We start from the raw sequence: 18,125 nt of genomic DNA on the forward strand, positions 1-18,125 counted from the left end.
AGGCTGGGAGGGTGTCGGACAACGAAAAGCCTACCCTCCTCGTCATTGACGGTCATTCCCTAGCATTCCGGGCGTTTTACGCGCTCCCGGTCGACAGTTTCTCCACCAAAGACGGTCAACACACGAACGCGATCCACGGCTTCTTGGCCATGCTGATCAACCTCATTCGTGATCACAAGCCGACGCACGTCGCCGTTGCCTTCGATATCTCTCGATTCAGCTTCCGCACCCGTGAATATCCGGATTACAAGGGCACCCGTGGTGAGACCCCGTCCGAGTTCATCGGCCAGGTCCCTCTGCTGCAGGACGTTCTCGCCGCGATGAACATCACCACGATTTCGATCGAGGACTACGAGGCGGACGACATCCTCGCGACGCTTAGCGTCCAGGGCCGCGAGCAGGGCTACCGCGTGCTCGTCGTGTCCGGTGACCGCGACACGATCCAGCTCGTCAACGACGACGTCACACTGCTGTACCCGTCGAGGATGGGCGTTTCCGACCTGACGCGATACGACGCAGCCAAGGTAATGGAGCGGTACGGCATCCAGCCGCACCAGTATCCCGAGGTCGCCGCCCTCGTCGGCGAGACCAGCGACAATCTTCCTGGCATCCCGAAGGTTGGCGAGAAGACGGCCGTGAAGTGGCTTAACCAGTACGGGAGCCTCGATGCCATCCTCGAGAACGCAGACAAGATCACAGGCAAGGTGGGGGAGAGCCTCCGCGAGCACAAGGAAAACGCGGTCCGCAACCGTCGCCTGAACCACCTGCTCACCGATGTCGAGCTGCCCGTCACCGTCGGCTCGCTCGAGAAGCGGCCGATCGACGAAGAGGCCGTGCGCGAGATCTTCGCGCGCCTCGAGTTCCGCACCATGCTCGACCGCCTGCTCAAGGCCGAGGGGCTCGATGAAGAAACCACGGGCATCCCGTCCGTTCGTGCTGGCGCGGAGAAAATCCCCGTGCCTCAGCAGCTGCTCGATGAGGAACTCGGCGCCTGGTTGAATCGCGCGACAGCCGCGAACCCCGGCGGCCTTGGCCTCTCGTTCGACATTTTCGACGGCAAACCCGTCGGTGCGGGCATCGCAACACCCACCGAGACCGTCGCTCTTGCCTGGCAGCCCGGGCGGGCTGACTACGCGCCGTTCGAAGCATGGCTGGCCAGCGATGCGCCCAAGCTCATGACCGACTCGAAGAAGCAGCTCAAGGCCCTCAAGAGTGTCGGTCTGGCCTTCGACGGAATTTCGTTCGACACCCATATCGCCGGGTGGCTGTTGCGCCCGAACGGCACGGAGAAGACTCTCGCCGACCTCGTTTCGCGCTACCTCGACGAGTCGCTGCCGAAGTCAGACCCGAACCAGCTTTCCCTCGACGACCCTGCCACCGCTCCGCTCGAAGCCTGGTATACCCTGCGCCTCGTCGCCCCGCTGACCGAGGCACTCGATGAGGGTTCGCTGCGGGTTCTTCGCGACATCGAGATGCCGACGCTCCTTACCCTCGTCGACATCGAGTTGCGCGGCGTCACGGTCAATCACGAGCAGCTCTCAGAGCTCTCGGGCCAGCTGGCCGCGCGCGCCGCCGACCTGGCCAGCCAGGCCTACGCGATCATCGGGCACGAGGTGAACCTGGGGTCGCCAAAGCAGCTCCAGGAGGTCCTCTTCAACGAGCTCGACATGCCGAAGACTCGTGCCAACAAGACCGGTTATTCGACGGATGCCGGCGCTCTCGCCGACCTTCAAGCCTCCAATCCGCATCCCTTCCTTGGTCTCCTGCTCGAACACCGTGACGCGTCAAAGCTGCGCCAGATCGTTGAAACCGTCGATAAGGCGATCGGCTCCGACGGGCGCGTGCACACCAGCTACGTTCAGACCGGAACCACGACCGGACGCATCTCGTCAACCGATCCGAACCTACAAAACATTCCGGTCCGCACCGAAGAAGGTCGTCGCATCCGTGCCGCCTTCCAGGCCGGTGAGGGCTACGAGACGCTCCTCACCGCTGACTACTCGCAGATCGAGATGCGGATCATGGCCCACCTCTCGGGTGACCCCGGCCTGATCGAAGCGTTCCGCACAGGTGAAGACCTGCACAGGTTTGTCGGCTCGAAGATATTCCTGGTCGACCCGGAAGACGTCACCAACGAAATGCGAACCAAGGTCAAAGCCATGTCGTACGGGCTCGCCTACGGGCTCAGTGCGTTCGGGCTCTCGAAGCAGCTGCGGATCGACTCGTCCGAAGCGAAAAAACTTATGGCCGGGTACTTCGAACGGTTCGGAGCCGTGCGCGACTACCTGCGCAACGTCGTCGAACAGGCCGTCGAAGACGGATATACGACAACGATCTTCGGCAGGCGCCGGCCGTTCCCCGACCTGAAGAGCCCCAACCGGGTTCTGCGCGACAACGCCCAGCGTGCCGCGCTCAACGCCCCCATCCAGGGTTCGGCCGCGGACATCATGAAGATCGCCATGGTGAACATCGAGAAGGACATCACCGAGAAGCAACTGTCGAGCCGCATGCTCATGCAGGTGCACGATGAGCTCATCTTTGAGGTCACACCTGGGGAGTGGGACGACCTCGAAGCCGTCGTGCGGCAGCACATGGCGTCGGCTGGCGAACTCGTCGTCCCGCTCGACGTTCAGGTCGGCCGCGGCCACAACTGGGACGCCGCAGCGCACTAACCAGGGCGCCCCGCGAGCTCGTTCGGAAACCGGCCTGTGCTCGCGGGGCGGCCCTGTCGTAGGCTCGCAGTCATGACTGAACTGCAGCGCACGCCGACCCCCATCGACGCCATCGCCGAGGACTGGGTCAATACCCTCGTCGACATCGATCCGCTCGTCGGCACCTACATCGGCCGCGACGAGGCCAACGGGCGCTTCGGCGACTTCTCACCGGCCGGACACGAGCGTTTTATCGACGAGGCGCGCAAGGTTATCACCGCACTCGATCACGCCGAACCCGTCGACGACGTCGACCGTGTCACCCGCACCGACCTGCGCAACGAATTACTACTCGACGTCGAGAGCGCGGACGCCGGTCTCCACCTGCGCGACCTGAACGTCATCGCGTCACCCGCCCAGGGCATCCGCGAGATTTTTGATCTCATGCCAACGGCAACCGTTTCCGACTGGGAGAACGTCTCGTCCCGCCTGAACGCGCTTCCCGAGGCGATCGACGGCTACATCGAGACGCTCAGGCTCGGTATCGAACGCGGCATCACTCCGGCGAAGCGTCAGGTTCGCGAGGTCTTCGAACAGACAAAAAAACTCTACGCCGACCAGGGTTTCTTCGTGGAACTTGCCGCGACGGCCGCTCCGACTGAAGGCCAACTGCCCGCCTCGCTCGCGTCCGACCTCTCTCAGAACGCGGGCAAGGCTGCCGTCGCCTATCGTTCGCTGGCCGAGTTCCTGGCTCACGAACTCGAACCTGTAGCAACAGAAGCGGATGCCGTCGGCCGGGAGATCTATGCCCTCCAGTCACGCAGATTCCTCGGAGCAACGATCGACCTCGACGAAACCTACGAGTGGGGTATCGAGGAACTGCGCAGTATGGTCGCCGAGCAGGAAGCCATTGCGCGCGAGATCAAGCCAGGCGCAAGCGTCGAAGAAGCGATCGCCTTCCTCGACAACGACCAGAGCCGGAAATTGCACGGCACGGACGCCCTGCAGAGGTGGATGCAGGAGACGAGCGATCGCGCCGTCGAGGAGCTGGGCCGCTCGCACTTCGACATTCCCGAGGAGATCCGCACGCTGGAGTGCATGATCGCGCCGACCCAGGAGGGCGGGATCTACTACACCGGCCCCACCGATGACTTCTCGCGGCCGGGCCGCATGTGGTGGTCAGTGCCGGAGGGCGTCACCGAATTTGACACCTGGCGCGAACTGACAACCGTGTACCACGAGGGTATTCCCGGGCACCACCTGCAGATCGGCCAGGCCGTCTACAACCGTGCGAAGCTCAACACCTGGCGGCGGCAACTGGCCGGCACGTCCGGGCACGCGGAAGGCTGGGCGCTGTACGCCGAGCGTCTCATGCAGCAGCTGGGTTACCTCGACGACCCGGCCGACCGGTTGGGCATGCTTGACGGGCAGCGGATGCGGGCAGCGCGTGTTGTCCTCGACATCGGAGTGCACCTGGGCAAGCAGCACCCAGACGGTACGGGAACGTGGACGGCGGAGGACGCATTCGAGTTCCTCGGCAGGAACGTCAACATGAACGAGGGCTTCGTGCATTTCGAAGTCAACAGGTACCTCGGCTGGCCAGGCCAGGCACCGTCGTACAAGGTGGGCCAGCGGATCTGGGAAGAGCTGCGCGACGAGTCGAAACGCAGGAAGGGCGACGCGTTCGACATCAAGGAGTTCCATCGGAACGCCCTCGACCTCGGTGGCGTCGGACTCGATACGTTGAAGCACTTCCTTCTTGCCGACTGAGCCTGGTCACCGACGAGGCGTCGAGGTGCCCCGACTCGCTACGCTTCAGAAAGACTGCGGGACCGCTCGGTATCCCGTTGCCACCGGGGGAGAACCACTATGACCAACCGCATTGTCATCGCTGGCGCTTCGGGCTTTCTCGGACGACACCTTGTCGCCCACTATCGCGCCGACGGCGCAATCGTGAGCACGATCGGCCGCGGTTCGGCTGACGTCGCGTGGGGCGACAGTGACGGGATTGTCCGGCTTCTTGATGGGGCTGACATGGTCGTGAACCTCGCCGGCAAGAGCGTCAACTGCCGGTACACGGCGCGAAACCGTGACGAGATTTTCCGGTCTCGAGTTGAAACCACCCGAGAACTCCGCACGGCGATCTCGCGCTGCGCTGCTCCGCCAGAGCTGTGGGTCAACTCATCGACAGCGACCATCTATCGGCACGCGGACGACCGGCCGATGACCGAGTCCTCGGGCGACATCGGCTCAGGGTTCAGTGTGAGCATCGCCCGCGCGTGGGAAGAGGAGTTCTTCACCGGGAACCTTCCGAGCACGCGCCGGGTGGCTCTTCGGATGGCCATCGTGCTCGGTGACGGTGGTGCACTTCGCCCGTTGGTGATGCTGGCCCGTTTCGGCCTCGGAGGCCCTCAGCTCGACGGGCGATGGCTCGCCGGGCGACGCCGCCGGGACGCGGGGACATTCCACGAGTTCCGCACCCCAGGTGGCCGTCAGAAGTTCAGCTGGGTACACATTGATGACGTGGTCGGCGTGCTCCGGTTCGTTCGAGAGCGCCCCGACATCGACGGCGCGCTCAACGTCTCGTCACCGAACCCCAGCGACAACCGAACGGTCATGGCCACGATCCGGCGCATCCTGACGGTACCGATCGGCCTTCCTGCGTTCCGTTGGATGCTCGAGCTCGGCATGTTTGTTCTCCGAACAGAACCCGAACTCGTGCTCAAGAGCCGGTGGGTGCTGCCCGAGCGGCTGGTCGAGGCCGGCTATCGGTTCTCCCACCCGCACCTCGGCGCCGCCCTCACCGAGATCCTCCGTCCCAGCCCGACACGCAGCTCTCACCCCCGAAGGCAGGAGCACACCACATGACCCGAGGCCGCATCGCACTGGTGACCAACGCTCGGCCCGCGCCATATGTGGATACCGACTTGCCGTTCCTCGAAACCGGGCTGACAGCATCCGGATTCGCCCCACGCATCGTGGTCTGGAACGATCCCCACGTGGACTGGGCGAGCTTCGAGCTGATCGTGATCCGCTCGCCGTGGGATTATCCCGACTCGCCGTCCGAATTCCTCGACTGGCTGGATCGCGCAGCGGCAGTTGCCCCCGTGCTCAACGCCCCGAGTCTCATCCGCTGGAATATCGACAAGGTGCACCTGCGCGAGCTCGGTTCCGTCTCCGATGTGCCTATTGTGCCGACCACTTTCTGCCTCACGTCGAACGAGGTTCGGGCGGCCCTGTCGACCGTCTCGGAAGAACGCGTCGTGGTCAAACCCTCGGTGTCAGCCGGTTCGCAGAACACCGGGCTCTTCGAGCGAAACGACCCCGCAGCACTCCTCCTCGCCGGGCACATTCTGCGGATCGGCAAGACCGTCATGGTTCAACCGGCGATCCCATCGGTCCAGCACCGCGGCGAACGCGCGCTGCTGTACTTCGACGGCGACTTCTCGCACGCCATTTCGAAGGGCCCGCTCCTGGCTGTGGGCGGAGGGCTTCGCGGCGGAACCTACGTCGAAGAGATCGCCCCGGTCACCCCGACGCCCGAAGAGCGTGCGGTGGGCGACCAGCTCATCGCCGCGGTGCATACCGTGCTACTGGCGCGTGGCCTGTCCGAGTTCGACGCGCTCCCGCTTTACGCTCGCGTTGACATCGTCGACGACCCGTCGACTGGACCGCTTGTCCTCGAAGCTGAGCTCTTCGAACCGTCACTTTTCATCGATACCGATCCGGATGCCGTTAGGCGATTTGTCGAGGCCGTCTCGCGACGGATCGAGACGATCCGAAGCCGCTGAGATGGCATCCGCCCGCCGTCGTTTCGCCGTTTGCTCTCGCGGCAATTTTCCAGCTAAACTGGCATGTCACATTTGTGACGTTCTATCCGTTCGCCTGGCGCGGTAACAGCCTTCGATGATCCCTTGATTATGGAAGGTCGCGCACGGCCCGAAATATGTCCTCACTGGAGCAACTACTACATGACAACCGCAACGACCGCCAAGCAGGTCGCTATCAACGACATCGGATCGGCTGAAGACTTCCTGGCCGCGGTCGAAAAAACCCTGAAGTTCTTCAACGACGGTGACCTCATCGAAGGCACAGTCGTGAAGATCGACCGCGACGAGGTTCTCCTCGACGTTGGCTACAAGACCGAGGGTGTCATTCCCTCGCGCGAACTTTCCATCAAGCATGACGTTGACCCGAGCGAAGTTGTTCAGGTCGGCGACACGGTTGAAGCCCTCGTCCTCCAGAAGGAAGACAAAGAAGGCCGCCTCATCCTGTCCAAGAAGCGCGCACAGTACGAGCGTGCGTGGGGCGACGTTGAGAAGATCAAGGAAACCGATGGCGTCGTGACCGGTTCGGTCATCGAGGTCGTCAAGGGTGGACTTATCGTCGACATCGGACTCCGTGGCTTCCTGCCGGCATCGCTCATCGAGCTTCGCCGCGTTCGCGACCTGACTCCGTACCTCGGCCAGGAGATCGAGGCCAAGATCCTCGAGCTCGACAAGAACCGCAACAACGTTGTGCTTTCGCGTCGCGCGCTCCTCGAGCAGACTCAGTCCGAGAGCCGCACCACGTTCCTCAACAACCTCCAGAAGGGACAGGTCCGCAAGGGCATCGTCTCGTCGATCGTCAACTTCGGTGCGTTCGTCGACCTCGGTGGCGTTGACGGTCTGGTTCACGTCTCCGAGCTCAGCTGGAAGCACATCGAGCACGCATCTGAGGTTGTCGAGGTTGGCCAGGAGGTCACCGTCGAGATCCTCGAGGTCGACCTCGAGCGCGAGCGTGTCTCCCTGTCGCTCAAGGCGACGCAGGAAGACCCGTGGCAGGTCTTTGCCCGCACCCACGCCATCGGCCAGGTTGCACCGGGCAAGGTCACCAAGCTCGTTCCGTTCGGTGCGTTCGTTCGCGTCGCAGACGGCATCGAAGGCCTCGTTCACATCTCCGAGCTCAGCGGCAAGCACGTTGAACTCGCCGAGCAGGTCGTTTCGGTTGGCGACGAGGTCTTCGTCAAGGTCATCGACATCGACCTCGAGCGTCGCCGCATCTCGCTGAGCCTCAAGCAGGCCAACGAGGGTGTCGACCCCGAGGGCACCGAGTTCGACCCGGCACTCTACGGAATGCTCACGGAGTACGACGAGCAGGGCAACTACAAGTACCCTGAGGGCTTCGACGCCGAGACCAACGAGTGGAAAGAGGGCTTCGAGACCCAGCGCGAGAAGTGGGAGCAGGACTACGCTGCAGCCCAGGCTCGCTGGGAAGCTCACAAGAAGCAGGTTGTCGCTTCCGCAGCTGTCGAAGAGGCAGCAGCAGCGGCTCCGGCCGCCGGATCCTCGTTCTCGAGCGAGACCGCAGGCGCAGGAACCCTTGCTGACGACGAGTCCCTCGCGGCTCTTCGCGAGAAGCTCTCGAGCAACTCCTAAGCAACACCCGAAAACTGGCCGGCTCCACCTGGGGCCGGCCAGTTTTTTCGGCCCACGCAACACGAAGCGCGGTCGGAGCGCCTCCAGCTTCCCCGAGGAATCCGCTGATAACGTTGCGGCGCGGCCGATTGCCGACATCAAAGCCCAAACACTATTCGAAGGTGCGACGTGGACGTTGAATCCCTGAAGCAGTACCTCGAAACGGACACGTCCGCCGAGAAGTCACTGAGAAACAATCCGCAGCAGGAACGCAGCAGGCAGAGTCTCGAGTCGATTCTTCGGGTCTGCGGACAGATCATTGACGAATCCGGACACGCCGGGGTGACAACGGCCGAGGTCGCGAAGCGCGCCGAGATGGCGATTGGCACCGTTTACCGGTTCTTCCCCGATCGCATCGCACTCATGATCGGTGTCTACCAGTACATGCAGGACCAGTTTGTGGCCCTGTGCATCGATCGTTTGCTTGAGGAAAAGCCGGACACCTGGCAAGACGCTCTCGGCATCATGATGGATACATCCGTCGTCGCGCGTCGCACAATTCCGGGATTCAAGGCCACGCAGTATCGGATTCTCGGAGACGAGGACAGCCAAGAGCAGTACAGCCGCAGCCAGCGCGAGTACGTTGCCGCAGTTGTGAAGATGCTGTCGCAGTTCGACTTCCCCGGTGATGAGCGCTGGCGCGGGCACGTGAGTGTTGCGGTCGAGCTGTCCCGCGCACTGCAGCGCCTCGCGTTCGACCAGTCACCGGATGGCGATTCCTGGCTTCTCCAGGAAGCTCGCGCTGTGCCCATCGCCTACCTCGAAGGCCACCTGGTTCCCGCCGTCTAGGCGACAGCCAGTTCCCGAAAGGTACGTATGTTCCTCGTCGGCCTCACCGGGGGAATCGGCTCCGGAAAGTCCACAATCGCCCGCCACCTCGCTGGTCTGGGCGCGGTTCATATCGACGCAGATCAACTCGCTCGAGATGCTGTCGAGCCGGGTACAGCGGCCCTCGACCTGATCCGGGACGCTTTCGGCGAAAATGTGATTGCCGAAGATGGTCGGCTCAATCGCGCTGCGCTTGGTGCGCTGGTCTTTTCTGACCCGAAGGCGCTCGCTACCCTCAACGGCATCGTGCACCCAGCCGTTCGAGCGCTCACCGAGAAACGCATCGCGGAAGCCACCTCAAAAGACCCTGGCGCTGTGATCGTCTACGACGTCCCGTTGCTCGCCGAGGCGAAGCTGCCCCGCTCGTACGACCTGATCGTCGTCGCGCACGCTGACGCTGGCACACGCCGGGAGCGCCTGGTGTCCCTCCGCGGGATGAGCCCGGAGGAGGCTGACCGACGCATCGGAGTGCAAGCCAGTGACGAGGAGAGGCTTGCTCTCGCCGACGTGGTCATCGATACAGACGGTACTCTCGCTGAGACCCTTCGCCAGGCCAACGACCTCTGGGCCAAGCTGATCGAAAAGTCAAGCGACGGCCCCAAGGGCAGCAATGTCAGTGGCGGTGCCTAAACTCGAACTATGGCAACCCGCGCAGTTCACCCCTTTGAAGTCGTCAGTGAATACTCGCCCTCAGGTGACCAGCCGAAGGCCATCGCCGAGCTCAGCGCGAGAATAAACGCAGGTGAGACCGACGTCGTCCTGCTCGGTGCGACCGGTACCGGAAAGTCCGCGACGACGGCCTGGCTGATCGAAGCAGTCCAGCGTCCGACGCTGGTGCTCGCCCACAACAAAACGCTCGCCGCGCAGCTGGCCAACGAATTTCGTGAGCTCATGCCGAACAACGCTGTCGAATACTTCGTGTCCTACTACGACTATTACCAGCCCGAAGCGTATGTTCCGCAGACCGACACATTCATTGAAAAAGACTCATCCGTGAACGCGGAGGTGGAGAGGCTCAGGCACTCGACCACCAACTCGCTCCTTTCGCGGAGGGACGTCATCGTGGTCTCCACGGTGTCGTGCATCTATGGCCTCGGCACACCAGAGCAATACCTCGACGCGATGATGGCTCTGCAGGTGGGCATGCGGCTCGACCGTGACTGGCTCATCCGCAAGTTCATTTCGATGCAGTACAACCGCAACGACGTCGACTTCTCGCGCGGCAACTTCCGTGTCCGCGGCGACACGATCGAGATCATCCCGGTCTATGAAGAACTCGCCATTCGTATCGAGATGTTTGGCGACGAGATTGAGGGCCTGTACTCGCTCCACCCGCTCACGGGAGACATCGTTCGCAAGCTCGACAACGTCTCGATCTTCCCGGGCTCGCACTACGTTGCAAGCACTGACGTCATGCAGCGGGCTATCGGGACGATTCAGGAAGAGTTGGAGCAGCGCCTCGCCGAGCTTGAACGCCAAGGCAAGCTGCTGGAGGCACAGCGACTCCGGATGCGAACCACGTTCGATCTCGAGATGATGCAGCAGATCGGATTCTGCTCCGGAATCGAGAACTACTCTCGCCACATGGAAGCCCGTGGACCGGGGGAGGCACCGCACTGCCTTATCGACTATTTCCCCGACGATTTCCTCGTCGTCATCGACGAGTCGCATGTCACGGTGCCGCAGATCGGCGCAATGTACGAGGGTGACTCTTCCCGGAAGCGCACGCTCGTTGAGCACGGCTTCCGCTTGCCGAGCGCCCTGGACAACCGGCCACTGAAGTGGAACGAGTTCAAAGATCGTGTTGGACAGACGGTGTACCTCTCGGCGACCCCTGGGCGCTACGAGATGGGCATCGCCGACGGAATCGTCGAGCAGATCATTCGGCCGACAGGGCTCGTCGACCCTCAGATCATTGTGAAGCCATCACACGGCCAGATCGACGACCTGCTCGAAGAGATCAGGATTCGCACCAGCCGCGACGAGCGCATCCTGGTGACGACGCTGACCAAGAAGATGGCGGAGGAGCTGACCGACTTCCTGACCGAGGCCGGCGTTCGTGTGCGCTACCTGCACTCCGATGTCGACACGCTTCGCCGTGTTGAGCTTCTGAGCGAACTGAGGGCGGGCATATACGACGTCCTGGTGGGCATCAACCTCCTCCGTGAGGGACTCGACCTCCCTGAGGTCTCGCTTGTCGCCATCCTCGACGCAGATAAAGAAGGCTTCCTGCGCTCGTCGACATCACTCATTCAGACCATCGGTCGTGCAGCCCGAAACGTGTCGGGCGAAGTTCACATGTACGCCGATGTCCTGACGGACTCCATGAAGCGGGCAATCGACGAGACCACCCGGCGCCGCGACACCCAGATCGCCTACAACCTCGAACACGGCATCGACCCAACGCCTCTTCGGAAGCGCATTGCAGACATCACGGAGGTACTCGCGCGCGAAGGTGCAGACACCGCAAAGATGTTGGCTGGTCGCGACGCGAAGAAGAAGAGCCCAACACCGCGGCTCAAACGGCAGGGAATTGCGGGGGAGGGCGCAGACCAGCTCGAGTCGATCATCGCCGACCTCAACGACCAGATGCTGACGGCGGCCGCTGAACTCAAGTTCGAGCTGGCGGCGCGACTCCGCGACGAGCTCTCAGACCTCAAACGTGATCTGCGGCAGATGGAGAAGGCAGGGCACCTCTAACCCGCTCGTCAGCTCCGGTCGGAAACTCCGTACTCACCGATGAGAGGCACGAACGCGACAGCACCCAGGTTCTCCCGCCGGAGGGCTCCGTCCGATGACTTGGTCGCCCTGGTGAGAGCCTGGCCAAATCGGGAGTCGCCGATGGGCATCACAATGCGACCGCCGACCGCAAGTTGGTGCACCCACGGGGCGGGGATGCGAGGCCCGGCCGCGGCGGCAACGATCGCGTCGAATGGCGCCAGGTCGGGGTAGCCCAGCGTGCCGTCGCCTACAATGACGGTGACTCTGTCGCAGCCGAGCCGTTTGAGTACCGATTCCGCGGCGGCGGCGAGTTCCGGGTGGCGTTCGATCGAGATAACGCGCCCCGCGAGCTCCGCTGCGACTGCTGCTGCGTAGCCGGAGCCGGTCCCCACGTCGAGCACGCAGTCGGTTTCTGCAAGCTGTGCGGCCTGAAGCGTCAACGCAACGATGTAGGGCTGAGAGATCGTTTGTCCTTCATCGATCGGCAGCGGGTGATCTTCGTAGGCGTTGCGTCTCGTGCTCTGCCGTACGAACTCCTCGCGAGGCACCCGTCGCATAGCGTCGAGAACTCGCTCGTCCCGAATACCGCGGGACTCGAGTTGTTCCGAAACCATCCGCTCCCGCAGTCGACGAAAGTCGTACATGGGTCTCATTGTGCTCCCGTGCCCAGCTTGATGTCAGCGGGTCATCGTAGACTTCTGAGGTGTCGATAACGAAGGTAAATTCAACGTCAAAACTCAGTGTCCGCGGAGCGCGCGTTCACAACTTACGCAATGTGGATCTGGATATCCCGCGCGATTCCCTGGTCGTGTTCACCGGGCTGTCCGGGTCAGGAAAGTCGTCGCTTGCCTTCGACACAATTTTCGCTGAAGGTCAGCGCCGGTACGTCGAATCACTGTCTGCATACGCCCGACAGTTCCTTGGCCAGGTCGACAGGCCCGATGTCGACTTCATCGAGGGCCTCAGCCCTGCCGTGTCGATCGACCAGAAGTCGACCAACCGCAACCCACGTTCGACTGTGGGCACGATCACCGAGGTGTACGACTACATGCGCCTGCTCTGGGCGCGCATCGGGATTCCGCACTGCCCCGAGTGCGGCCAACCGATTCAGCGACAGACCGTCCAGCAGATTGCCGACCAGCTCATGGAGCTCGAAACCGGCACACGCTACATGGTGATGAGCCCTGTCGTTTCACAGAAAAAGGGCGAGTTCGTTGACCTCTTCAAAGAGCTCGCTGCAAGCGGATATGCCCGCGCGGTCGTCGACGGCGAGCAAATTCAGCTCTCCGAGCCGCCCACGCTGAAGAAGTCTTACAAACACGACATCTCCGTTGTAGTCGACCGGCTGGTAGCCGGTCCTGATGCACTGAGCAGACTGACCGATTCACTCGAGACTGCCCTGCGCCTCACCGACGGCATCGTAGAAATCAAACTCGTCGACGAAGAAGGACCCGATTCGGTGCGCACGTTCAGCGAGAAGCTGTCCTGCCCCAACAATCACTCGATCCAATTGACCGAGATCGAACCGCGCACGTTCAGCTTCAACGCTCCGTTCGGCGCCTGCCCCGAATGTTCCGGGCTCGGCACCCGTATGTCCGTCGACGCCGACCTCCTCATCGGCGACCCCAGCCTCAGCATCGACGAGGGCGTCATCATCCCCTGGACGACACAGGGGAAGGGCCTCTACCAGTACTACGAAAAACTCCTCGACGGATTGGCGCGAGACCTCGATTTCTCGCTTCGCACACCGTGGAGCGAACTGCCCAAGAAGGTCCAGGAAGCGGTCCTCCGCGGCGAGAACTTCAAGGTCAAGGTCAAGTGGAAGAACCGCTACGGCCGTGAGGTCAGCTACACCTCGGGCTTCGAGGGCGTCATGCCGTACATCGAACGCCAGTACGCACAGGCTGAGACAGATGTTCAGCGAGCCAGGTGGGGCGAGTACCTTCGCGAGATCCCCTGCCCCGTCTGTGACGGGAAGCGCCTCAAGCCCGAGGTGTTGTCTGTACTCATCCACGGCGAGAACATCGCGGATGTGGCTCAGCTGAGCCTCACAGACGCACGAGCGTTCATGGACCAGATGGAGCTGTCGGCGCGAGAGTCAACCATCGCCGCGCAGGTGCTGCGCGAGATCAAGCTCCGCCTCGACTTCCTCATCCAGGTCGGCCTGAACTACCTGAACCTGTCACGAACGGCCGGCTCATTGTCCGGTGGTGAAGCCCAGCGCATCCGCCTCGCAACGCAGATCGGCTCCGGTCTGACCGGAGTACTCTATGTCCTCGACGAGCCGAGCATCGGCCTCCACCAGCGGGATAACCGTCGCCTGATCGAGACCCTCGTGACCCTGCGGGATCTGGGCAATACGCTCATCGTCGTCGAGCACGACGAAGACACCATCCGAACGGCGGACTGGGTTGTCGACATCGGACCCGGAGCGGGCGTCAACGGTGGTCGTGTCGTGCACTCGGGATCATACGAAGACTTGCTCGACAACCCGGAGTCACTCACCGGTGATTACCTGTCTGGCCGAAAAGAAATCGCGATTCCAGACATCCGTCGCCCTGTCGACCCCAACCGGATGATCTCTGTCATCGGCGCCGAAGCTAACAACCTGCGCAAGATCAACGTCGACTTCCCTTTGGGAACATTCACGGCGGTCACCGGGGTGAGCGGCTCAGGAAAGTCGTCGCTGGTCAACGACATCCTCTACCGCGTTCTCGCCAATAAGCTCAATGGCGCTCGAAAAGTACCGGGCAAGCACACCCGTGTCACTGGTATCGACCAGCTCGACAAGGTTATCCATGTTGACCAGGCACCCATCGGGCGTACGCCACGGTCCAACCCTGCCACCTACACCGGCGTCTTCGATCGTATCCGCACGCTCTTTTCCGAGACGACGGAAGCGAAAGCGAGGGGCTACCTGCCCGGCCGATTCAGCTTCAACGTCAAGGGAGGCCGCTGCGAGGCATGCTCCGGCGACGGCACCATCAAGATCGAGATGAACTTCCTGCCCGACGTCTACGTGGCATGTGAGGTTTGTGGGGGAGCCCGGTACAACCGCGAGACACTGTCGGTGCACTACAAGGGCAAGAACATCGCCGAGGTGCTCGACATGCCGATCGCCGAGGCCGCCGACTTCTTCGAAGCGATCACGTCGATCCACCGCTTCCTGAAGACCCTGGTCGAGGTCGGGCTTGGGTACGTTCGCCTCGGCCAGAGCGCAACCACCCTGTCCGGTGGTGAGGCTCAGCGCGTGAAGCTGGCGACAGAGCTCCAGAAGCGCACCAACGGGCGCAGCATCTACGTGCTGGACGAGCCGACAACCGGTTTGCACTTCGAAGACGTTCGTAAACTTCTCCTCGTGCTGAACAGCCTTGTCGACAAGGGCAACACCGTTGTCGTCATCGAGCACAACCTCGACGTGATCAAGTCGGCGGACTGGATCATCGACATCGGACCCGAGGGCGGTGCAGGCGGAGGCAAGGTTCTCGCGACCGGCACGCCCGAGAAGATCGCGAAGGTAAAGAAGAGCCACACAGGTTTCTACCTCAACGAAGTTCTCGAGGCCGAAGAAGTTCAGGCGCGTAAGGCGGGATAGGTGGCACCACCACTGAGTTACCGGCCCAAACCCGGTGAAATTCCGACGACCCCCGGCGTCTACAGGTTTCGCGATGAGAACTCCCGAGTGCTGTACGTCGGTAAAGCCAAAAACCTGCGGGCGCGGCTGAGCAATTACTTCGCCCCGTTGCGGACGCTCCACGAGCGCACCCGACGGATGGTCACGACGGCGTCGAGCGTGGAGTGGACGGTCGTCGGAAGCGATATCGAAGCCCTGCAGCTCGAATACACCTGGATCAAAGAGTTCGATCCGCCCTTCAATGTGAAGTTTCGGGACGACAAGACCTATCCGTACATGGCGATCACCCTGGGCGATGAAGCGCCCAGGGTGCTCGTCACGCGAAACCCGCGGATCAAGGGAGCCAAATACTTCGGCCCGTATCCCAAGATCTGGGCAGTTCACGACACGATCGACCTGATGATCAAGGCATTCCCAATCCGCACGTGCTCGGACTCGAGCTACAAGCGAGCTACGCAGTCGGGCAAGCCCTGTTTTCCGGGCCAGATCGGGCGCTGCGGCGGGCCATGCTCAGGCAAGGTGACGCTCGAAGAGCATCGCGCCATGGTCAACGATTTCATCAGTTTCATGGCCGGTAACGATCGCCGATTTGTGACGGATGCCACGAAGAAGATGAAGGAAGCGGCGGCCGCGCAGGACTACGAGAGTGCTGCTCGATATCGCGACCGCCTCCAGGCTCTCGAAGCAGTTCTCGAGAAGAGCGCCGTCGTCCTCAACGATTCGGTTGACGCCGACCTGTTCGGTGTGGAGCACGACGAATTGTCCGCGGCCGTGCAGCAGTTTCTCGTGCGCGGCGGACGAATTCGAGGAGTGCGCTCGTGGACCGTCGACAAGGAACTCGACCTGTCGACGGCGGAACTGGTCGACAGCATCCTCCAGCGCGCCTACGACGGCGCTGCCACTGAGGTTCCCAAGGAAGTGATCGTTCCCGAGCTCCCTGAGGACGCCGCCGAGCTGGAAACCTGGCTCGCTGAGATCCGTGGTAAGGGGCGGGTCAAGTTGAAAACCGCGCAGCGCGGCGAGAAAGCGGCGCTCATGCAGACCGCGAATGTCAACGCCAAGAATGCGCTTCAGCTCTACAAGATGCGTCGCACCGCTGATTTCGTTGCGCGCTCCCAGGCGCTCACGGACATCCAGGAAGCCATAGGGATGGAGCAGGCCCCGCTCCGCATCGAGTGCTACGACGTCTCACACCTTTCCGGCACCAACATCGTCGCGTCGATGGTCGTCTTTGAAGACGGCCTGGCTCGAAAGGATCACTATCGCCGGTTCAGTATCCCCAGCTCCACCGACGACACCGACTCGATCTATCAGGTCCTCACGCGGCGCCTCGCCTATCTCAGGGAGCCGGAAACCGTCGAACCAACTGTTGACCCGACGACAGACGAAGTGGTCGCCGATGACGTGAAGCGCAAGAAATTCGCGTACCCGCCACAACTGCTGATCGTTGATGGCGGCCAGCCTCAGGTGCAGGCGGCTCAGCGCGCGCTCGTGGAGTCAGGCCGGACCGATATCCAACTGGTGGGTATGGCGAAGCGCCTCGAGGAGATCTGGCTGCCAGACAACGACTATCCCGTCATCCTGCCCCGCAACTCGGAGGCCCTGTTCCTCCTCCAGCGGGCCCGCGATGAAGCACACAGGTTCGCTATCACCTACCAGCGCACCAAGCGTAAACGTGACATCGCAAGCGTGCTGACCGAGATCCCCGGCCTTGGCCCGGCACGCGTCAAGGCGTTACTCGTGCATTTCGGCTCGGTTGCGGCAATGCGTGACGCGACACCAGACGACATTGCAGCGGTCAAAGGGGTGGGCCCCGCCCTCGCACAAACCATCGCGGACACCCTTTCAAGCCGCGCTGGTGCGAACAGTCGGTAGGCTAGTAAGTCCAGCCCGACGGCAACGTCCGATCGAGCGAAGCGGAGAGTGAAGAGTGACAGACCAAGAGATCCCCACCCAGGAAGTTTTGATTGTCACGGGAATGTCTGGCGCAGGGCGCTCGACGGTAGCCAATGCGCTGGAAGATCTCGACTGGTACGTCGTAGACAACCTGCCACCGCAAATGCTGCGCCCTCTCGTCGATCTGGCCGGCCGGGCCGAAGGGGCGCTGCCGCGGATCGCTGCCGTCGTTGACGTACGAGGCCGTGACTTTTTCACTGACCTGCAACAGATGATCCAGTCACTCCGCGACGGCACCAAACTCCGTGTTCTTTTCCTCGACGCAACCGACTCGGCACTGGTTCGACGGTTTGACGCTGTTCGCAGGCCTCATCCGCTCCAGGGCGGGGGAACAATCCTCGACGGCATTGCCACCGAGCGGGCCAGGCTGTCGACGATTCGCGAGTCGAGCGATATGGTGATCGACACCTCGGACCTCAACGTCCACCAGCTCGCCAACAGCGTCGCCGACCTGTTCGCGGCAGAAGGCACTCCGGGCGTCAAACTGACAGTCATGAGTTTCGGGTTCAAATATGGGGCCCCGTTTGATGCCGACATGATCGCGGACGCACGTTTCCTCCCAAATCCGTTTTGGGTTCCCGAGCTGCGGGCGCATACTGGACTCGACCCCGAGGTCAGAGACTACGTACTCGGCCAGGCAGGCGCATCCGAGTTCACTGACGCGTACGCGGCGGCCCTCGCGCCGGTGTTGCACGGGTACCAGCGAGAGAGCAAGCGTTTTGCGACGTTCGCCATCGGCTGCACCGGCGGAAAACACAGGTCAGTGGCGCTCGCGAATGTGCTCGCCGACAAACTGAGGATGCTCCCCGGAGTGGCCGTGAACGTCAAACACCGCGACCTCGGCAAGGAATAGCACACGCGGATCGAACGGCATCAAGC

12 protein-coding genes are annotated in these 18,125 nt (G+C 62.3%); 11 read left to right on the forward strand and 1 reads right to left on the reverse strand.

The window, feature by feature from the left end; all coding sequences use genetic code 11:
* Positions 1–11: 11 nt before the first annotated feature.
* From polA to uvrB, 8 genes are all read left to right on the forward strand, one after another.
* Positions 12–2,672 carry a DNA polymerase I gene (gene polA, locus D9V28_RS04990; RefSeq protein WP_121658548.1) on the forward strand — a complete coding sequence of 887 codons (2,661 nt, stop codon included), beginning with the start codon at positions 12–14 and terminating at the stop codon, positions 2,670–2,672.
* A 72-nt stretch (positions 2,673–2,744) separates the two neighbouring features.
* Positions 2,745–4,421: a DUF885 domain-containing protein gene (locus D9V28_RS04995; RefSeq protein WP_121658549.1), complete on the forward strand. Its 1,677-nt coding sequence runs from the start codon at positions 2,745–2,747 to the stop codon at positions 4,419–4,421.
* Positions 4,422–4,520: 99 nt separating this feature from the next.
* Entirely contained in the window at positions 4,521–5,519 is a 999-nt protein-coding gene (locus D9V28_RS05000; protein ID WP_121658550.1) for an epimerase, read from the forward strand.
* Positions 5,516–6,442: an ATP-grasp domain-containing protein gene (locus tag D9V28_RS05005; protein ID WP_121658551.1), complete on the forward strand. Its 927-nt coding sequence runs from the start codon at positions 5,516–5,518 to the stop codon at positions 6,440–6,442. Before D9V28_RS05000 ends, D9V28_RS05005 begins: the two co-directional genes overlap by 4 nt.
* 180 nt (positions 6,443–6,622) lie before the next feature.
* The gene (rpsA, locus tag D9V28_RS05010; protein ID WP_121658552.1) at positions 6,623–8,068 is read left to right on the forward strand and encodes a 30S ribosomal protein S1; all 1,446 of its coding nucleotides are present in this window, start codon (positions 6,623–6,625) and stop codon (positions 8,066–8,068) included.
* Between the two features lie 168 nt (positions 8,069–8,236).
* Positions 8,237–8,896 carry a TetR/AcrR family transcriptional regulator gene (locus tag D9V28_RS05015; RefSeq protein WP_183086425.1) on the forward strand — a complete coding sequence of 220 codons (660 nt, stop codon included), beginning with the start codon at positions 8,237–8,239 and terminating at the stop codon, positions 8,894–8,896.
* Positions 8,897–8,923: 27 nt separating this feature from the next.
* Positions 8,924–9,565 (forward strand): dephospho-CoA kinase, encoded by a 642-nt coding sequence (coaE, locus tag D9V28_RS05020; RefSeq protein ID WP_121658554.1) that lies wholly within the window; start codon positions 8,924–8,926, stop codon positions 9,563–9,565.
* Positions 9,566–9,574: 9 nt separating this feature from the next.
* Positions 9,575–11,635 (forward strand): excinuclease ABC subunit UvrB, encoded by a 2,061-nt coding sequence (uvrB, locus tag D9V28_RS05025; RefSeq protein WP_121658555.1) that lies wholly within the window; start codon positions 9,575–9,577, stop codon positions 11,633–11,635.
* 8 nt (positions 11,636–11,643) lie between these two features.
* Here uvrB and D9V28_RS05030 read toward each other — a convergent pair whose 3' ends face one another.
* Complete coding sequence (locus D9V28_RS05030; protein ID WP_229727725.1) at positions 11,644–12,300, reverse strand: protein-L-isoaspartate(D-aspartate) O-methyltransferase; 657 nt, start codon at positions 12,298–12,300, stop codon at positions 11,644–11,646.
* Positions 12,301–12,359: 59 nt separating this feature from the next.
* On the opposite strand from D9V28_RS05030, the gene uvrA reads away from it, so the two are divergent.
* The 3 genes from uvrA to rapZ are packed head-to-tail and all read left to right on the forward strand — an operon-like array spanning position 12,360 to position 18,099.
* Positions 12,360–15,251 carry an excinuclease ABC subunit UvrA gene (gene uvrA, locus D9V28_RS05035; RefSeq protein WP_121658556.1) on the forward strand — a complete coding sequence of 964 codons (2,892 nt, stop codon included), beginning with the start codon at positions 12,360–12,362 and terminating at the stop codon, positions 15,249–15,251.
* Positions 15,252–17,165 (forward strand): excinuclease ABC subunit UvrC, encoded by a 1,914-nt coding sequence (uvrC, locus tag D9V28_RS05040; RefSeq protein ID WP_121658557.1) that lies wholly within the window; start codon positions 15,252–15,254, stop codon positions 17,163–17,165.
* A 55-nt stretch (positions 17,166–17,220) separates the two neighbouring features.
* Entirely contained in the window at positions 17,221–18,099 is an 879-nt protein-coding gene (rapZ, locus tag D9V28_RS05045) for an RNase adapter RapZ (protein WP_121658558.1), read from the forward strand.
* The last annotated feature ends 26 nt before the right edge of the window (positions 18,100–18,125 follow it).

Origin of the sequence: Mycetocola zhadangensis (assembly GCF_003668565.1) — a bacterium.
Classification (GTDB): Bacteria; Actinomycetota; Actinomycetes; order Actinomycetales; family Microbacteriaceae; genus Mycetocola_A; species Mycetocola_A zhadangensis.